Origin of the sequence: Senimuribacter intestinalis, from assembly GCF_943192965.1 — a bacterium.
Taxonomy (GTDB): domain Bacteria; phylum Bacillota; class Clostridia; order Peptostreptococcales; family Anaerovoracaceae; genus Senimuribacter; species Senimuribacter intestinalis.
Window position 1 is genome coordinate 14,620 of the sequence record NZ_CALPCF010000021.1, and the last position, 17,104, is coordinate 31,723.

The 17,104-nt window shown below is 43.0% G+C and carries 13 protein-coding genes; 4 read left to right on the plus strand and 9 right to left on the minus strand.

The annotated features are described in order from the left end of the window. Window positions 1-68: 68 nt before the first annotated feature. From NFR88_RS13820 to NFR88_RS15120, 4 genes are all read left to right on the plus strand, one after another. Complete coding sequence (locus tag NFR88_RS13820; RefSeq protein ID WP_251616817.1) at window positions 69-971, plus strand: LysR family transcriptional regulator; 903 nt, start codon at window positions 69-71, stop codon at window positions 969-971. A 201-nt stretch (window positions 972-1,172) separates the two neighbouring features. Then, window positions 1,173-1,925, plus strand: coding sequence for a hypothetical protein (locus NFR88_RS15115; RefSeq protein WP_285813896.1), 753 nt, complete (start codon window positions 1,173-1,175; stop codon window positions 1,923-1,925). A 19-nt stretch (window positions 1,926-1,944) separates the two neighbouring features. Beyond that, entirely contained in the window at window positions 1,945-3,018 is a 1,074-nt protein-coding gene (locus NFR88_RS13830; RefSeq protein WP_160202738.1) for a tetratricopeptide repeat-containing glycosyltransferase family 2 protein, read from the plus strand. Between the two features lie 143 nt (window positions 3,019-3,161). Beyond that, a complete protein-coding gene (locus NFR88_RS15120) occupies window positions 3,162-4,928 on the plus strand; it encodes an exosporium glycoprotein BclB-related protein (RefSeq protein WP_371874480.1) in 1,767 nt (588 codons plus the stop codon). A 390-nt stretch (window positions 4,929-5,318) separates the two neighbouring features. Here NFR88_RS15120 and NFR88_RS13845 read toward each other — a convergent pair whose 3' ends face one another. The 9 genes from NFR88_RS13845 to NFR88_RS13885 are packed head-to-tail and all read right to left on the minus strand — an operon-like array spanning window position 5,319 to window position 17,100. Continuing rightward, window positions 5,319-5,891, minus strand: coding sequence for an N-acetylmuramoyl-L-alanine amidase (locus tag NFR88_RS13845; protein WP_251616819.1), 573 nt, complete (start codon window positions 5,889-5,891; stop codon window positions 5,319-5,321). A 14-nt stretch (window positions 5,892-5,905) separates the two neighbouring features. After that, the gene (locus tag NFR88_RS13850; protein WP_251616823.1) at window positions 5,906-6,223 is read right to left on the minus strand and encodes a hypothetical protein; all 318 of its coding nucleotides are present in this window, start codon (window positions 6,221-6,223) and stop codon (window positions 5,906-5,908) included. Window position 6,224: 1 nt separating this feature from the next. Beyond that, window positions 6,225-6,422 carry a holin gene (locus tag NFR88_RS13855; protein WP_251616826.1) on the minus strand — a complete coding sequence of 66 codons (198 nt, stop codon included), beginning with the start codon at window positions 6,420-6,422 and terminating at the stop codon, window positions 6,225-6,227. 13 nt (window positions 6,423-6,435) lie between these two features. Then, window positions 6,436-11,787: a MuF-C-terminal domain-containing protein gene (locus NFR88_RS13860; RefSeq protein WP_251616831.1), complete on the minus strand. Its 5,352-nt coding sequence runs from the start codon at window positions 11,785-11,787 to the stop codon at window positions 6,436-6,438. A gap of 9 nt (window positions 11,788-11,796) precedes the next feature. Then, on the minus strand, window positions 11,797-13,068 hold the full coding sequence (locus NFR88_RS13865; protein ID WP_251616834.1) for a hypothetical protein: 1,272 nt from the start codon (window positions 13,066-13,068) through the stop codon (window positions 11,797-11,799). 34 nt (window positions 13,069-13,102) lie between these two features. After that, window positions 13,103-13,528 (minus strand): carbohydrate-binding protein, encoded by a 426-nt coding sequence (locus NFR88_RS13870; RefSeq protein ID WP_251616836.1) that lies wholly within the window; start codon window positions 13,526-13,528, stop codon window positions 13,103-13,105. Next, complete coding sequence (locus NFR88_RS13875; RefSeq protein ID WP_251616838.1) at window positions 13,512-13,841, minus strand: hypothetical protein; 330 nt, start codon at window positions 13,839-13,841, stop codon at window positions 13,512-13,514. The genes NFR88_RS13870 and NFR88_RS13875 overlap by 17 nt, the downstream gene beginning before the upstream one ends. Before the next feature lie 11 nt (window positions 13,842-13,852). Further along, window positions 13,853-15,196, minus strand: coding sequence for a hypothetical protein (locus tag NFR88_RS13880; protein WP_251616840.1), 1,344 nt, complete (start codon window positions 15,194-15,196; stop codon window positions 13,853-13,855). Beyond that, window positions 15,193-17,100 carry a hypothetical protein gene (locus tag NFR88_RS13885; RefSeq protein ID WP_251616842.1) on the minus strand — a complete coding sequence of 636 codons (1,908 nt, stop codon included), beginning with the start codon at window positions 17,098-17,100 and terminating at the stop codon, window positions 15,193-15,195. Before NFR88_RS13885 ends, NFR88_RS13880 begins: the two co-directional genes overlap by 4 nt. Window positions 17,101-17,104 lie beyond the last annotated feature (4 nt).

Below are 17,104 nucleotides of genomic sequence, written 5' to 3' on the forward strand. Positions count from 1 at the left end.
AAAGCATGGTTGACAGTATAGTAAATGTCAGCTTATAATAGATTCAACATGAAAAAGGAGGTTCTTCAATGGAATTAAGAGTGTTACGGTATTTTCTGGCAGTTGCCAGAGAAGAAAGTATTACAGCCGCCGCCCAGCAGCTTCATGTGACGCAGCCTACCTTATCACGACAACTAATGGATTTAGAAGAAGAACTTGGAAGTCCTCTCTTTATTCGTGGTAATCGAAAAATCACCTTAACGGAAGAAGGTCGTTTTCTGCGTAAACGAGCCCAGGAAATTATCGATTTGACTGATAAGACACAAGCTGAGTTTAACAGTGTAGAAGATATGATTACAGGTAATGTCCATATCGGTGCAGGAGAGACCCAGGCGATTCGTCTCTTAGCAAAAGCTGCCTGTCGCCTTGGCGATGAGCAGCCGCATATACATTATCAATTGTTCAGCGGCAATGCCGATGATGTCATGGAAAAACTGGATAAGGGACTTTTAGATTTTGGTATTGTCATTCAGCCTGTGGATATCAGCAAATATGACAGTTTGCAGCTACCTTATCAAGATGTCTGGGGTGTTCTAATGCGGCGTGATGCCCCTTTAGCAAACAAGGATTATATAGAACCTGCAGATTTAAAAGATTTGCCGCTTCTGTGTTCCAGACAGAGTCTGCTCAAATCAGATCTGAGCGACTGGTATGGTTCAGACTTTGAACAACTAAACATCATTATTCGCTATAATCTCATCTACAACGCAGCTCTGATGGTAGAGGAAGGTCTCGGCTATGCCATCACCCTTGATGGTCTCATCAATACCACAGGCGACAGCACATTGTGTTTCAAACCACTTGCACCAAAACTGACTGCAAACCTTTATCTCATTTGGAAAAAATATCAGGTATTTTCTAAAGCCTCGGAAAAATTTTTAGCGTATTTGAAAGACGATCTTTCTACAGCAATGCCTCCGCCCCTTTATTAGCGTAGGCTAACTGCATTATCAATCTATACTTTCGTCTTCATTTTGTCAAAATATACTACCATAAATTTGACAAAGCAGTGACAAGTTTTTTATCTTTACGCAGTATGATTCATCTTTTATATCTTAAATGTATCCCCAAACCAGTTTTACTGCATATAATGTATCATAATACAACAAAAAATAATAACGAGGTGGTTTCAATTGGATAACCATAATCTGTGGTTTCATTCGCAGGACTTATTTTGTATGAAAAGTCGTCCCAGCAAAGAAAATCGTCAAAATATATTACAAAACTCACCAGATTTTAAGCCCGAAGAAAACACATCTAAACCCGATGCTTCTCAGTATACAAACATGCCATCCCCTTACTATTGCGAACCTGGACCAATGGGTCAAAGAGGCGAGCCCGGCCCTTGCGGTCCTCAGGGAGAGCGCGGTAAAACCGGTCCACAAGGCGTTACCGGTCCGCAAGGACCGCAAGGTGCAACCGGACCGATGGGACCAAAAGGCGATCCTGGAGTACAAGGGCCGCAAGGGCCTCCCGGCTATCCACAAAACAGTGTGTTTGCATCATTCATTAATGCAGAAACCCTTTTACCAGAAGAGATTCTCCTTCCATTAAATACTCACATACCGGATCCAAGTGGGAATATTTCTCTCCATGACTCCTGTTCCATTATTTTAAAACCAGGATATTACACAATTTATTATCATCTATCTACAACAGCAAAATCGTCTGGCGCCATAGAATTGATGCCGTTTTTTAATGACTCTAATCAGTCGTTATATGCAGAATGCGTCAATGTTGAAAAACGAAATGAATTGGTAAAATTGTCAAGATATTTTATCGTTGAAACTCATGATGACACTTCTTTGCAATTTACATGGTCTTCTTCTGTCAATACCGCCAGAACGACTATGAATATCATTATACAAAAACTCAACAGACAATAAAACTATAGGAGGACCAAATATGATCACAATAAGTCTTTGTATGATTGTTAAAAATGAGGAAAAACACCTTGCCCGCTGCCTTGATCATATCGCAAATCTTGTAGACGAAATAATTATTGTAGATACTGGTTCAACTGACCAGACATTAGAAATAGCATCTAAGTACACATCGAAGATTTATACCCATCCTTGGATAGACGATTTTTCTGATGCCCGCAACTACGCTTTTTCCAAAGCATCTATGGACTATTGCATGTGGATAGATGCAGACGATGTTCTGGAAAAAACAGAATCCCCAAAATTCCTACAGCTCAAACAGACACTAACATTAGATACCGATATCGTAATGATGAAATATCATACAGCCTTTGATGAAGCTGGCAATCCTTCTTTTTCCTATTTTAGAGAACGTTGGATAAAAAACTCTCCAGACCACCGTTGGGTTGGTGCCGTTCACGAAGTAATTCCGCTAAATGGCAAGATAATTTATTCTGACATTGCAGTCTGTCACAGAAAGATCGGTACAGGAGACCCTGATCGCAACTTGAAAATATACCAAAAACAACTGTCCACAGGAAGGCCTATGGATCCAAGGCAACAATATTATTATGGAAGAGAACTATACTATCATCAAAAATATGAAGAAGCAATTTCAGTTTTTGAACGTTTTATGTCATCATCGGAAGGATGGATTGAAAATAAATTAGAAGCATGTTCTATCTGTGCCGACTGCTATTACCAATTAAATCAAGAGACCTCTGCTCTTCTGACTCTATTTCGCAGTCTCTCTTTCGATTTACCAAGAGCTGAATTATGCTGCCAGATTGGGAAACATTTCTTAGAGCGCAAAAACTACCAAAATGCTATCTATTGGTATAAAAATGCACTGCAGGCAAATCGAAATGAGTATGCTGGTGGTTTTATTTTGCCTGATTGCTATGATTACGTTCCTTTTTTACAGTTATGCGTGTGCTATGACAAATTAGGAGATAGACAAAAAGCAAAAGAATATAATGAGCGTGCTGGAATTTGTAAGCCTCATTCAAAAGCATACCTTTATAATAAACAGTATTTTGATGACCTGAACGTATAACCTGTGCCTTCTATAATTAATGAGAAAAACTTTGCGCTGCGTATTGTAACCAACATATAAAAATATCATATAATATATATGTCAAAAGTTTTTCGATTTTCAAGAAAACCTTTTGTTAATAATATAGAAAGGATATGTTTGATATGAATTCAAATAATTCATATAATTATAATACAAATCAGTACGACAACCCATATTTTTCTCCTTGCTGTAATCATGAACAGGATTGTCCAAAAGGTGATCAGGGACCGCAAGGTCCTCAAGGAGAAAAAGGTGACCCTGGCTGCCCTGGTCCAAAAGGTGACAGAGGAGAACAGGGACCGATGGGGCCACAGGGTATTCCTGGCGCACCTGGTGCAAGAGGACCCAGGGGAAACACGGGACCAGTTGGACCTACTGGCAATACCGGACCAAGAGGTCTTGAAGGTCCAAGAGGATACGCAGGACCACAGGGTATCCAAGGGATTCAGGGAGTTCGCGGTGATGTCGGACCAAAAGGTGATCCCGGCTGCGAAGGGCCGAAAGGTGATATTGGGCCACAAGGTCCAGTAGGAAATACCGGACCAACTGGTCCCATCGGGCCACAGGGCGATATTGGGCCACAGGGTCCAAGAGGCATCCCTGGCATCACAGGACCAACTGGTCCTACTGGTCCAATGGGACCACAAGGTGTTACTGGTGCACAAGGTATTCAAGGTGTTACTGGTCCAATGGGACCACAAGGTCCAAAAAGCTGCCCAGGAGATGACGGACCAACCGGACCAACTGGCCCTATCGGTCCAACTGGCGCTAACGGTGTAACTGGTCCTACTGGCCCTGCTGGCGCTGATGGTGCTACTGGCCCCGCTGGCCCCGCTGGTCCTACCGGCCCTGCTGGTGCTACTGGTCCTACTGGCCCTACCGGCCCTGCTGGCACTGATGGCGTTACTGGCCCTGCTGGTCCTACCGGACCTGCTGGTGCAGACGGTGCTACTGGCCCCGCTGGTCCTACCGGTCCTGCTGGTGCAGATGGCGTTACTGGCCCCGCTGGTCCTACCGGTCCTGCTGGTACCGATGGCGTTACTGGTCCCGCTGGTCCTACCGGTCCTGCTGGTGCTGACGGTGTTACTGGCCCTGCTGGTCCTACCGGTCCTGCTGGCGCTGACGGTGTTACTGGCCCTGCTGGTCCTACCGGTCCTGCTGGCGCTGACGGTCCTACCGGTCCTGCTGGTGCAGACGGTGCTACTGGCCCCGCTGGTCCTACTGGCCCTGCTGGTGCTGATGGTGCTACTGGTCCCGCTGGCCCTACCGGCCCTGCTGGTGCAGACGGTGCTACTGGCCCTGCTGGCCCTACCGGCCCTGCTGGTGCAGACGGTGCTACTGGCCCTGCTGGTCCTACCGGCCCTGCTGGTACCGGTGCCATTATCCCATTTGCTTCAGGGCTTCCAGTTGCTTTAACAACAATAGCTGGTGGGCTTGCCGGACTTCCTGCCTTTGTTGGTTTCGGAAGCAGTGCGCAAGGACTTACAGTACTAGGTTCCAGCATTAATATTACAAATGCTGCAGGAACGCTTTCAAACTTTGCATTTCAGGTTCCTCGTGCTGGCACAATTACCTCATTCAGTGCATTTTTCAGCACAACAGCAGCACTTTCTCTGCTGGGTTCCACTGTCGCCGTAAATGCACAAATCTATCAATCCACAACGCCTAATAATGTGTTCTCTCCAATTCCTGGAACTTTAATCAACTTAACACCATCACTTACTGGAATCATATCCATTGGAACATTATTAAATGGTTCTCTCACAGGACTCAACATTCCAGTAACTGCTGGAACCCGACTGATGCTGGTATTCTCTGCATCGGCAAGCGGTCTAACACTGGTTAATACTGTTGTAGGATATGCAAGTGCCGGCTTGAGCATTAATTAAGATTAAAATAAACTCTTTAGCGAAGCAGTTTCAGCTGCTTCGCTATTTCTTTATGTAGCCCGAAAGCTGGCTCTACATTTTGTCAAATCCCATAAATTGCATAGTCGAATGACTCCAAATTAAATTTCATTTCATATATAGCAAAATAGATAGGCTAAGCCTATCTATTTCTTTGGTGCGGTCTAAGGGATTCGAAACCTGCTTTTTGTGCGTTCAAGAGCGTTCAACAATAGTCATTTGTGTTCATTTCCCAATAGTTTCACGTTTTGCAGAATTGTCAAACACATTCAAGTGTTGTCATTCATTTTCACCCGTTTTCGCAAAAATGTAGTCCAATTTGTAGTCTAAAAACGGAGGTATCAACATCTGACACCTCCGTTTATTTATTCATTATCTATACCTTTCCCAGTATTTGATTAGGGCTCTTGCAGTTGCCTTTCCGTAAGCCTGTAATTCCTTCTTTGTGTCAAAACCCTTTCGGTCGGTTTTGTTATCCACGAAGCCGTATTCCACCAACACCGGCACGCCTACACCTTTGAGGAAGTACAAAGCTCTCGTGTACTTGATACCTCTGGTATTCTGTCCTTCTTTTTTCAGCTCAGCGATAATCAGGTTCGCAAGCACCTTGCCCTGCTTGCTTTTTGTGATGCTGCCTTTCCATACCCAGACTTCGTCACCGTCGCCGCCGCCGGCATTAAAGTGCCCGTCAACAGATACTACTCTGTAGCCTTTCGCTTTGTACCTTGCCATGTCGGCAACATGCGCCGCAAGTGACATGCCGCTACCGTCCTTTTCCGGGTATGCAACCTTGTATGTACGCCCCTTGTGCGCCAGCAGTTCTTTATAGCAAGCTGCCATCACAGTTCTTGCCATATCAGCTTCCACAAATTTACCACTGACAGCGCCTGGGTCGCTCCCACCGTGTCCTGCGGACAAGTAAAACAAAATTGGTCTCTTCGCCATCTATTTACACCTCCTCAAAAAATTCTATCTTGAATTTCTTCTCTTAGTTCTTTCATTTTCTCTACACCATTACCGTCAATGAAGTGATTCAAAAGAGCCAAATTGACCCTCATGTTCTCCTTTGCCATCTCTTTAATATCAGCAATAGCCTGCTTATCATTGCCCAAAAAGGAATCGTGAGCATCAAGCCGTTTTTCGCACTCAGTAATACGTTCCGTCAACCGCCTGAAGGGAGAACACATTTGCATAATCACTTTAACGCCGCCAGCAATGACTGCTAGCGCCCCGAAGAGCGCTAGAATAGTTGATACAGTAACTTGAATGTCGTTCATTTTAAACCTCCTGTTCAACCTCCGGTAAACCTGCTAAACTGGTAAGCAGCGATAAAATACCCGCAAGCACCGCTGCACTTACTACCATCTGCCAGCTAACATCTTCAATTACAACACTTGTCCCAATCATAGCGATACCAGCCTGCGCCATTGTTTTAATCGCTCTTACTGTTGCCGCTTTAAACCATTTCTTAATCATAATTCTTCCTCCTTTATGCGTATGGATTATGTGCATTCCAATTCGCCAATGCAGCAAATATGTATGCTTTCTCATACCGTGAATAAGATGTCTTATCCAGATATGCAACTAACTCAGCCGTAGAGTAATGCTTGTTACCATCGGAATCCGCTCCCTTTGCTATTTTTCTGACTTCCTTCGGTTTTATTCCAAGGTTGTACAAATTTTTAGCATTCTTGTATGCGTGTTCCGACAACTCTCCACCAAATACAGCATTTGCTTCCTTATAGGTTTCCGCTCCACCAGCTAATAATTTCATGGTTTTTGTCACAGAACCATCGGAATCAACATAATTGTCCCTTGCCTTGTAAAGTGTTTCAAAGCGGTCAATGTCCATACCGCTCTTTTCATAAGCTATCTTCTGATTTTTTCCCATCTGTGACACCTTATATCTTTCCTTCGATATCCCCTTGTCCATGAGAAATTCCATCGTTGCTTTATCCTTTGCAGCATCGTACACTTTCTTGATTGCCTTTTTCTTTTCAACATCACTCATATTTTGATATTTTTTAGTAGAAAAAAGTTCCTGCAACCCCTGCTGTGAATATCTGCCTTTTGCTTTTTTATATAAAGTCAAATCGTGCTCACTCATACGATAATTAGTACCTTCAAATTTCTTATCATACTCTTGCTTTGTAGTATTTCTAGGTACAATTTCGCTCAGTTCACCCAACCTGTCACCGAGATTATAAATCTCTTTATCGACCGAAGACTTCTGTGTGCTTTTCAGCGTACCTGGACTGATAAAATTATCAAATACCGCCCTTAAATAATCTCCCGTACCATTTTTCTTTTCAGTATTCCCCCACAAATCTACTGCTGCCTCATTGGTATCCGCAAGGAAAGGAATCTTATTTTCCAAACGGTTAATAAAAGTTTCCATCTTCTTCTGGTCGGAGTTCTCAGCCGTTGATGTGGTAGTACGTTTCTCTGGACTAATTGTTTTTGCAAGTTGTCCAAGTGCAGTCGGGATATATTGCCCCACATAAGATTCTGCAATATTTCCTAATACGCCCAATGTTGCATTATTGTCAAACGCCGTATCAAGCACATTATTGAGTCCTGACAACATAGATAAATTAAAAATCGGGTCAGTCATACCTTTCATACTGCTTAGTACAGACGTAAAGCTAAACCCATCTTTTTCAAAGTCGTTCCCCAGCTCAACACCAACAAAGAATGGCATAGAAATAGGTGCTGCCCAGTCCATAGAATAGGTATAATCACCAATCCTGATAGAATACTCCTGTTCTCCGTTCTGCGCCGCATATCTGCCCTCTGTCGACATTGTGTCGAGGGAACCTTGCGCCATATCGTGCATACCCATATACAGACCTAAGCCAACAATTCCCGTTCCTGTAAGTCCAGAAGAAACCTTTGCGATTCCTTCTATCAACTTGGTATTATCGCCGCCAGCCTTCAATATCTTGCCCATGCCTTGAATCAGTCCGCCCGGCGAATAATCCCAGCCACGCCGCATGATATTGATAGGTGTTTTGGTGAATGGCACGGTTGCATCAACTGCCATACTTGCAGTCTTTTTAATCAGCTGCTCCCCTCTGGTTTTTCCCGGTACTTGGTCAAGCGGTACATTGGAGTACTTTTTCATGTTACTAAAGAAATCCGCAAGCGCACTAGCATCACGATAGGTGCTGTTTAATGCCTCATTCGTGGCGTACTCTCTGGCTTTCCTTAGAACTTCTTCTCCTGCTTCGTCAAGATTTTTAACACCATGCGCCTTTAGATACTGTGCATAAGAACGCTTATATGCAAGTCCCATGAAAACTTCGTCTTCCTTTTCAAGCAAATCTCCGCTCACACGACGCGCCCACTCAAGACCTCTATTATTAAACACTTTTGCGTCAAGGTCTCTGGCTCCTTCTATATACCTTGAATTGCCAGTAATCATGTCTTTCACCTGTTTAAAGTCATTTGCCCCGGCTTCCACAAGATGCTTGTCTCCCAAAGTCAGAATTGCTTTCGTTCTGTCACCATTTTTAACCAGAGCTTTTTCAAGACCTGTGGCAATAACGTTTCTCATGCCTTTTACTGGCACAAACAGAGCATTTCCCAAAATATTTCGGATATGGGTTTTCGGATTGGCAAGCATACACATATACCGCCAAGCATTAGCTTTCTGCGTCCAGGTTGCCGGTATCTGACTCCATACATCACGCATGATTTCTTTTTGCAGTCGGTTTGCTGTTGCTTCATCTGCCGCCTTACCCAACTGGTCGATAAGTTCAGATGGTACTTTTACATTCGTACCCGTTGCACGTTCCAACCTTCCTATCTGTTTACCGATATTGATTGCTTTTGCTTCTGGTGTCAAATGACTAAACATTCTCATTGCCTGCAAGGTTCGTCCTGCTTCGGACTCTAAACTTGCCACATCTCCCAGCACCTTCATCATGCTGTCATAGTCACCCATCTTCTGATAGTTCTGCGCCAGCCTATATCCCATTGCAATATCTTCACTGGTTGCCATTCTTCCATTATCCACAACATTGCTGAAGTCTCTCTGTGCACCAGCCATGTCATTGTCAACAACAGCAATGGCATTATCCATCGCAACCTTATTTTTCTTAGTATACTTTGCATACATACCAGCATTGATATCTTCCTGCATGAACTTTTGGGCTTTTTCGTCCAGCATCGGGCTATTATATATTGTCTTTGCAGACTGCGAAGTTTCCCCATACGGTGTAGCATTGACAACGCCTTGTTCCCGTCCATAAACATTGGAATTGATTTCCTGTGTTGACTGCTTATATATATCCGCTCCAAGGTCTTTGTGTGGTGCCACGACAAATCTGTCGTTGATTTTTGCTGCTGAATCGGGTATACTATTATTAGAAAAACCTTCGCCTGAAACGGCTGCGGTAGGTTCCGGACCTATGTCAGCACCCGTTTTAGGTTCAAGGTTTATTTCTTTTACCTCATGTGCCTTGTAATTATTTACATCAGGAAAAACTTCAACATCAAATCTGGTTATATAATCAGTATCTCCTATGCGAATATCTGTTTCAAAATAATCAAACCTAACTGTTTTCTTTTGCTTACTGCCATGTGGTATATACTCCCCGCTTCCTACATATTTTCCGTTAGATACGATTTCATCAAGTCTTCCTAATAACGCCAAATTTTCTTTTTCTGCTTTTGAACTTACAATCTTTCCGACAATATTTTTGTTAATCTTTACATTATATGCTTTTCCTGCAAATTGTACGTTCTTAACAGGAACAACTCGACTTTGCCCAAAGTTCTCTTTTAATTGCTTCTTTAACTCAGATTTTTCAAGATGTGTTGTCAGATACTCAATATCCGATATTTCTTTATTGCTCACATTTGGAACTGAATATGCCTTTGAAGAAGTACTCGACGTTGTAGGAACATCACCTTTATATGGATTTTTAATTGTTGTAACTTTGCCTACTTCGTTGATTTTTGCTCCTGAATCGGGTATACTATTACCATCTCCGGCGGACAGGTAAGAGGTCTCCCGCCCTACGGCGTTGTTAGAGGTCACCTGATACCGGGGATTTTTATTTACATTGACATTTTCAGCATTTTTGTATATACTGAATATAGGGTCAGATGATGTAGCGTCCCCAGACAATTGGAGTCTGGAAGTTACGGCATCATTTAGACCTGTTTTTTTATTCTCATATAACACCTTTCCTTCTTTTCGTGCACGTTCCATAAATGAATCAAATCCATCTTTTCCATACATGCTTGCGATTTCATCTGCAACACTTAATTGCCCATTTTTATTGAGGTGCAAAGCTACCAAAACAGGGTTATTATTCGTATCAATAATATCTGTAATGATAACTCTACTATTAGGTTGCGTGAAAGAATCTAAAATTGCTACTGGATCAGAAATTTGTTTAGGCAGTTGCTGTAACGCTTCAAATCCTAAATTATGCCCATCTTTTTGGCCTAAATATTTTGCAGGGTAAGCTATTTTTCGCACATTCTTAGACGGCATTGTGATTTTGCTGCTTTTTGCGCCGTACTTTTTCAGAATTGCTGGCGTGTCGGAAACTTTTAGCGGCAATCTTTCATTATATTCTCCCGTCATCACTCTTGACACCTGATTCATAAAACCGTCAGTGTCCGCTTTTAGTTTTGCCTTCTTTGCTTCATTGAAAGACTTCGGCAGTGGTGCTTGTTTTCTCACATTTGCTTTTGGTTCTGGAAGCGTAGCTTTCATAGCATTATCATAGGCGTGCTGCTTCTTCTCCAGCTTAAGTTCTGCCTGCTTGAAGTTTCTTTCTGCCGCCGCCAACTTTTTCTGGCGCATTTCATTCAGCTTTGCAAGGTTCTCTGTTCTTTTCGCAGATTTTGACTGTAAGGAACTCTGTGCCTTGGACAACTTGTTCTGCGCTGCTGTATATTCGTCCTGTGCCGTCTCAACAGCCTTTTTAGACTTATTTAGTGCATTTTTCTGGTGTTCCTGTGCAAAATCCATGTAAGTTTTATCTATCTTCACATTTTTAACTTTGCCATTTACAACGCGCTGCACAGTTTTCTTACCAGAACCCTTTTTCAGAGCCTTTAAAGCGGTAGGCGCAATTTCCATTGCGCCCCCGGTTGCAAAATCTAGCACAGCACTTTCAGCCATGTGCTTTTTCCACTCTTTAGAGCCAACTTTCATACCCTCAGCACGGGCAGACTGGCTATTCATGAAAGTACCTACTGTAGCATCAGCAACAGCACCCTTTACTAAACCTTTCGCAACATTTCCAGCTTGTTTTTTCGCCGCATGTTCAACAGCTTTCTTTGTCGCATTCTGTCCAGTCTTTGTCAATGTCTTTCGGGCGGCAGCCTTCATCATTTTAGACTTTGCCGCCTTTGAGACTAGCCTTTTCCCAGTCTGCGATGTGACCGCTTTCGTTGCTACCTTGCCAGCAGCTTTGCCAACACCGCCATAACCCAGTCCGTAACCAGCCATATTGCCGCCGATATTACCGACTTTATAAGAGCCAGATTGATACAGTTTTTTCGTATCAATATTTTTGTTTCCCTCGGTGAACATCTTCTTGCCAAAAGTCGCAGAGGTAATACCATCCCAGAACCCCAACATTGCTCTTGGCGCTTTATAATCCGTCCACGCTTTGTAAAATGCTTTCTTTGCCTTATCATTCATTTTGTGGGGATTTTTACTTTGTGCAGCTTGACCTGGCTTTGTCTTTTTTCCCTTTGGCTTTGGCAAAGTTGCCTTCTTCGACTTCTTGGAAGGCTTTGAACTCTTTATCTTCTTCAATTGTTCACTGGCTTTTTTTGACTTTCCAGTTTTTAAATCTAAGTCTATGAAGTTCATATGTACTCCTTATTTTTTCAAACTCGGCATTTTAGCATATACTGCATTCGCTTCTGCTTCGGTAAAATAACCTGACTTTATTTTTGATTCTAGATCTTTCACCACCGAATACGGGTCACTAATCATCTTTGATGCATTCGTTTTTGTATACAGCAAAACTTTCCCATAATTCAAATCATCAGCTTTCTTTGTTTTACCTTTATTCGATGTGTTCTTCGTATTTTTTGCTGGTGCTAGACCTCTAGAACTACCAGAACCCGAACCGCCACCGGAAGAATTGCCGCTAGTCAAGTTTTTTTTTGACGTAGTAATCAACCCTCCATCTTTCAGCGATACGCTATACCCTGCATCAGCAAGAGCCATTGATTGATTCAGCAACGCCTGCGCTGCCTCATACTGTGCCTTCGCAGCTTTCTTATTATTGCCCACAATTCTATAATGCAACTTTCCGTTGGATTCAGTCCAAGTCTCGACTTCATACCCCTGCGCAGTACGTTTCAGAACATTCGCCATAACTTTATTATTCCAATTATCAACTTCTTTCTGCAGTGCCTTTGCTTCTGCTTCTTTCGCTTTGACATCCGCTCTATCCTGCTGGTCTTGTTTCCATGCAATAGAATTATTCATGTTCTGCAAGTACGCTTCCGCTATTGCGCTGTTTGTGTTTGCGTCAATGTCTGCATATCTGCTAATTTTATCTTGTCTTACATCTGATAAAGCACTGTTTCGGTTGTACTCGTTATTAGCAAGGTTGGTGCCATATGCCGCTTGCAGTTTCAAGTTTGCTGACTCTGACGCACCACCATTAAGTCCATACTGTGATAACTGCTCAGGCAGTGCTTTTTGCCCCTGTCTATACTGCACATAAGCATTATTGGCGCTTCGGTCATATCCAGTGTTAATCCCACCTATCATTTCTCCGTACACCTTTTCCAATTCCGCTTTTAGGGCAGCGGCATTGGACTGTAACATTTTCTCATATGCCGCTTGCCCTTCCAAATATGGGTCGTTTTCTTTAGGCTGAAACAATCCAGTTTGTCCATTATTACGATTACGCTGCAACGGACCTATCGTAATTGGCAGTTGCATGCCCTGCGGCAATTGTGTACCTCTCAGCGTTTTTGCAGATTCCGCGTTTACCGTTCTCACCGGGTTTTCACGAACATCAGGTCTTAAATTTTTCAAACTTGAATTATTCAATGTACCCTGAACCATTGTTGGGGTAGGTGTCTTTGAGCCAGAAGCCTTCACCTTATCTACAAAAGTTCTTTTTATAGCCATTTAATACCTCCAATAAAAAATAGCCTTTCGGCTACTACATTTCTTTCCACAAACTTTCCGTTCCTACCGCTCCCGGTTCCCAAACGTTGCCATCAGCCAAGGATTCCCATGTCTTGCCGTTATGTGCCACCTTATCACCCTTGCTGTAGGCGTTTGTGCTGTCTGGCTGTTCCCACGCCGGGATAATGTCCGGATTTGGGATAAGCACCTTTGCCCAAAGACTAGGTGCAGATTCCGGTGTCCAATCCTCCTGCACCTTGTGAGGTTGTAGAACTTTGTAAAGTATTCCGTTGTATTGGTATCTGTCGAAACCTCTGTCAATCATGTCTTGCGTAATCTCTTTTCCGACTACACTTTCCCACGTTGGATACATGTCAAAATGTTTACTTGCCAACTCATCAGGCATCACGGGAATTGCTTTCGCCATCATACTAATCAATTCTTCATGCGTCATAGCCATGTTCACTCACCTCCTGCGCTAGTCTTTCCCTGTAATTTGTTTCAATTTGTTCAAGTAACTCATCTGTGATTCCGTATGGATTTTCTGGCGGTTCTACATAATTTGGATTTTCGTAAAATCCATCCTCTTCGGTATAACAATACTTCATTGGTTCAACACTTTTCGGTAGTTCGGCAACTTCTTTCACATCTACACCCCAATCAGGGTATGCAACTTTCTCGTTTAACAAACAGGGATAACCATTCGCTTGATACTCTATTTCCGTATCATAGTTCCATACAGTATGACTTGTTTTATCTAAAATTAAATACATATTACTCCTCCTTATTTCGGTACTGCAATCGGTACCGTATCATATCCACCAGACCCTTTGTAGACAACCCCGCAATCTAATAATCCAGCCGCAGGCGGCTTGAGATAAAACATATCTTTGGACATATTCAATGTAAGAGATATTAACAGCCTTCCAAATGCATATATTAATAGGCTCGAAAAGCTACTATAAGATGATGACTTTCTAAGTAACCCTACTCCATAACTTCTAGTTGTCGCGTCATAGTTAAAATCCATATTCTCAAATAGCCTAATATATATTTGGGTAGAGTCGTAGCGATAGTACACCGCATGCAACCTTCCGGGGATAATTGTAGCTATTGTACATGATGTGCGACTCCCGTTTGAGTAAACGGGCATTTGATATCCATAGCTTATACTGTTGATATTTCCGTCCGTATCTATGCTAAAGCTAGCAACGCGTACCCCGTAAGAACCAGAGACTGTGTTATATAGTAATAAAAGTAATTGTCTCTTTCCTGCATCATACACCATGCCAGCAGGTAGATGAGTTGTTCCAAAATTCGATATCAACCATTCATTGATGGCTGTAAGACCTGTTCCACCCATACTTATAGTGTTACTATTTTTGTCATATACGCCAGACATGAATTGTACACGCATTCCACTTCTATTTGCCTGTGTTGCCACTACTACATATTTTTCATCAACGCAAACACAACAAGGGTAATAATACGATTCCATCGAATCCTTGTAACATTTTGTACTATTTCCTAGTTTCGGAGATTCATCGCTGACATCAACAGGTATTGCATAAAGATTATTCCCGAAAATATAAAAGATTACCATGTGGGCATTATCAATTTCCGTCCCAGTGGTATCGCTTAAAGACCCCGCTAAATTTGTACTTACCTGTACAGTATTACTACTCAAAGTTGCACTGATTGTATGGTCTCTATTAATTTTTAATAAAGTCACAAAGAAAACGGGCGTGGTGTCCGTATACCTGCATATTACTCCAACAGTATATTCGTCTAACTTTACCATTTTTCCGCAAAAAACGTTCTTACTTGTCACACTATCAAACGGCACTGTTATTGTGTTTTCCACAATATACTCTTCATATGCTGTACTTCTAATTAATGCAAATGTATCCGAAGACTGTGTAAGCACAAACTCTCCATTACACACAGGCACCGCCGTATTGCAACTTTGTCCGGTAGTCGAAAACACACCTATCGATTCACTGTACTTGCTCTCAACCGCTACAAAAGAATTTTCCTCCACAGGTTCTACAGTATAACATCTCGCTTCGTTTGCGTTTCCTATCCCTTTACTTCCGCCTCCGCCAGCATTCTTCACACTAATACTCATTTCTTTTTCACCTCCAAAATTATCGGGATATCCACCGTAGGCACATCGCCAAAAGCTTTCAGTACATTCCCGGTGGAACTTCCCACAATCCTTGCGCTACTCCATGCGTCAAGCTGCGCCTCCGTACACGTACTATCCGGTTCGACTGATAAATCGTAAGTCGCTTTCGGATAACTGTCCTCAAAGCTGTACTGCTTATCGTTCCAAGCGTTTGCAGATAAAGTCGTATACGATATTGCTGGTTTGTCAGCTTTATTGCTAATCATCTTTTCTATTTCGTCCGCCGCTTGTTTATAAAATCCTACAGTAACTGCATCTGTATCCTCGGAGCCCCAAAATTCATTTACATTATTCACAGTTTTAACAATGCCATATGTAGTCGCATTCGCATGGGGAACAGATTGCAATGCACTTTGTACCTTTGCTTTGTCCGAATCTGTGTAATCGTTGGAGGATAATCCTTTTCCTGTCACTTTATCAACCTTGCTAGAAAGTGCAGTATTGGTATTTGCAGGCACGTTTAAAAGCTTTGCTTTCTCTCCTGTCGTAAAATGCAGGTCAACATTCTGCATATGATTATTAAGAGATGTATTTGTTGCATAATCACCTCCCGCAATTTCCTGTGCCTCATCTCTTGCAAGTTCCGCAGCTGCCTGCGCCGCTTGTGCTGCCGTTTTGGCGTTCACTGCTGCAGTCTTGTTGGACTGCGCAGAAGATGCGCTTGCCGCTGCAGCAGTTGCGCTATCTGCTGCCTCTGTTGCTTTTACCTGCGCTGTAGACGCATAACCGGACGCAGAAGTCGCCGAAGAAGAAGCAGCAGTTGCGCTATCCTCTGCCTCCGTCGCCTTTGTCTCCGCTGTCTGTGCTGCCACTTTTGCCGCATTTTCACTTATCTTTGCAGCATCAGCTTTACCTGTTGCCGTAGTTGCTGCCTTCTGCGCTATGTCGGCACTTCCTGCCGCTGCCTCCACAGATAATCCTGCCTGTTCTTTATAATACTTTGCGTTGTCTGCATCTTCCCCCGCACGGGAATTTGTGCCTCCCACAGCATAGCTTTTCGCCATTGTTGCCGCAGTATCTGCCTCCTGCGCACTTTGTTCCGCCGAACCCGCAAAATTTCCAGCGTCTTCTGCTTTCTGCGTTGCCACCACTTGTGACGCTGCTGCACTCGCCGCATACTGTCCTGCGTTGGTCTCCGATGCTGCTGCATTTCTCGCCGCCACCTGTGCATCGTCACGATAACCGATTAGAGCAGATTTCAGCGCAGATGAAAGCAAATCATCACTGATGCCGCCTTCCTTGATATGAGCGCTTACTACGCCGTCATTTACGGATATCTCAATTGTATCCGAGTTTGCAAACTCCGTTTCGGCAATAAAATCTGATAAGGATACCGGCTGCAACGTACCATCTGATGCAGTGAAGATGATACTTTGTGTCGTTTTGTCATACCTAAAATTTACAATAATTTTTTCCAGCAACGTATCAATCGTAAACGATGTTCCGTTTTGCCTTATAAATGTCCAAATTCCTGTTACCGGATCAAGAGAAATCTCTTTTAAAGACATATTCACAGTCGTTTTATCAGCCTTTTCGTCCAGTTTATCATCAACGCTACCTTTTGTGTAAACATCATCAATCATAGCTTTAAATGCACCCAGAATACCTTGTACTGTCGTACCAGATATGCCCTCTATGGGTGTGACATTGATGCAGTCTGCGCCGCTGTCTCCCTCTGCTACGGACTGCAACGCATCAATGATGGAATTCAGTGCCGAAGAAATCAGTTCTGGGAATTTGTCAAACACATGTTTATTCTCAGACACTGTTCCGGTAAGTCTCTGACCGGGTGTTGATTTCACGTTATTTGCGTTCACTGCCTGTTTCGTAATTTTTTCTAACATAATC

Excerpts from the sequence above, each read along its gene's own strand:
- NFR88_RS13820 (WP_251616817.1), top strand. The coding sequence starts at position 69 with ATGGAATTAAGAGTGTTACGGTATTTTCTGGCAGTTGCCAGAGAAGAA.
- NFR88_RS13830 (WP_160202738.1), top strand. The coding sequence starts at position 1,945 with ATGATCACAATAAGTCTTTGTATGATTGTTAAAAATGAGGAAAAACAC.
- NFR88_RS15120 (WP_371874480.1), top strand. The coding sequence starts at position 3,162 with ATGAATTCAAATAATTCATATAATTATAATACAAATCAGTACGACAAC.
- NFR88_RS13845 (WP_251616819.1), bottom strand. The coding sequence starts at position 5,891 with ATGGCGAAGAGACCAATTTTGTTTTACTTGTCCGCAGGACACGGTGGG.
- NFR88_RS13850 (WP_251616823.1), bottom strand. The coding sequence starts at position 6,223 with ATGAACGACATTCAAGTTACTGTATCAACTATTCTAGCGCTCTTCGGG.
- NFR88_RS13855 (WP_251616826.1), bottom strand. The coding sequence starts at position 6,422 with ATGATTAAGAAATGGTTTAAAGCGGCAACAGTAAGAGCGATTAAAACA.
- NFR88_RS13860 (WP_251616831.1), bottom strand. The coding sequence starts at position 11,787 with ATGAACTTCATAGACTTAGATTTAAAAACTGGAAAGTCAAAAAAAGCC.
- NFR88_RS13865 (WP_251616834.1), bottom strand. The coding sequence starts at position 13,068 with ATGGCTATAAAAAGAACTTTTGTAGATAAGGTGAAGGCTTCTGGCTCA.
- NFR88_RS13870 (WP_251616836.1), bottom strand. The coding sequence starts at position 13,528 with ATGGCTATGACGCATGAAGAATTGATTAGTATGATGGCGAAAGCAATT.
- NFR88_RS13875 (WP_251616838.1), bottom strand. The coding sequence starts at position 13,841 with ATGTATTTAATTTTAGATAAAACAAGTCATACTGTATGGAACTATGAT.
- NFR88_RS13880 (WP_251616840.1), bottom strand. The coding sequence starts at position 15,196 with ATGAGTATTAGTGTGAAGAATGCTGGCGGAGGCGGAAGTAAAGGGATA.
- NFR88_RS13885 (WP_251616842.1), bottom strand. The coding sequence starts at position 17,100 with ATGTTAGAAAAAATTACGAAACAGGCAGTGAACGCAAATAACGTGAAA.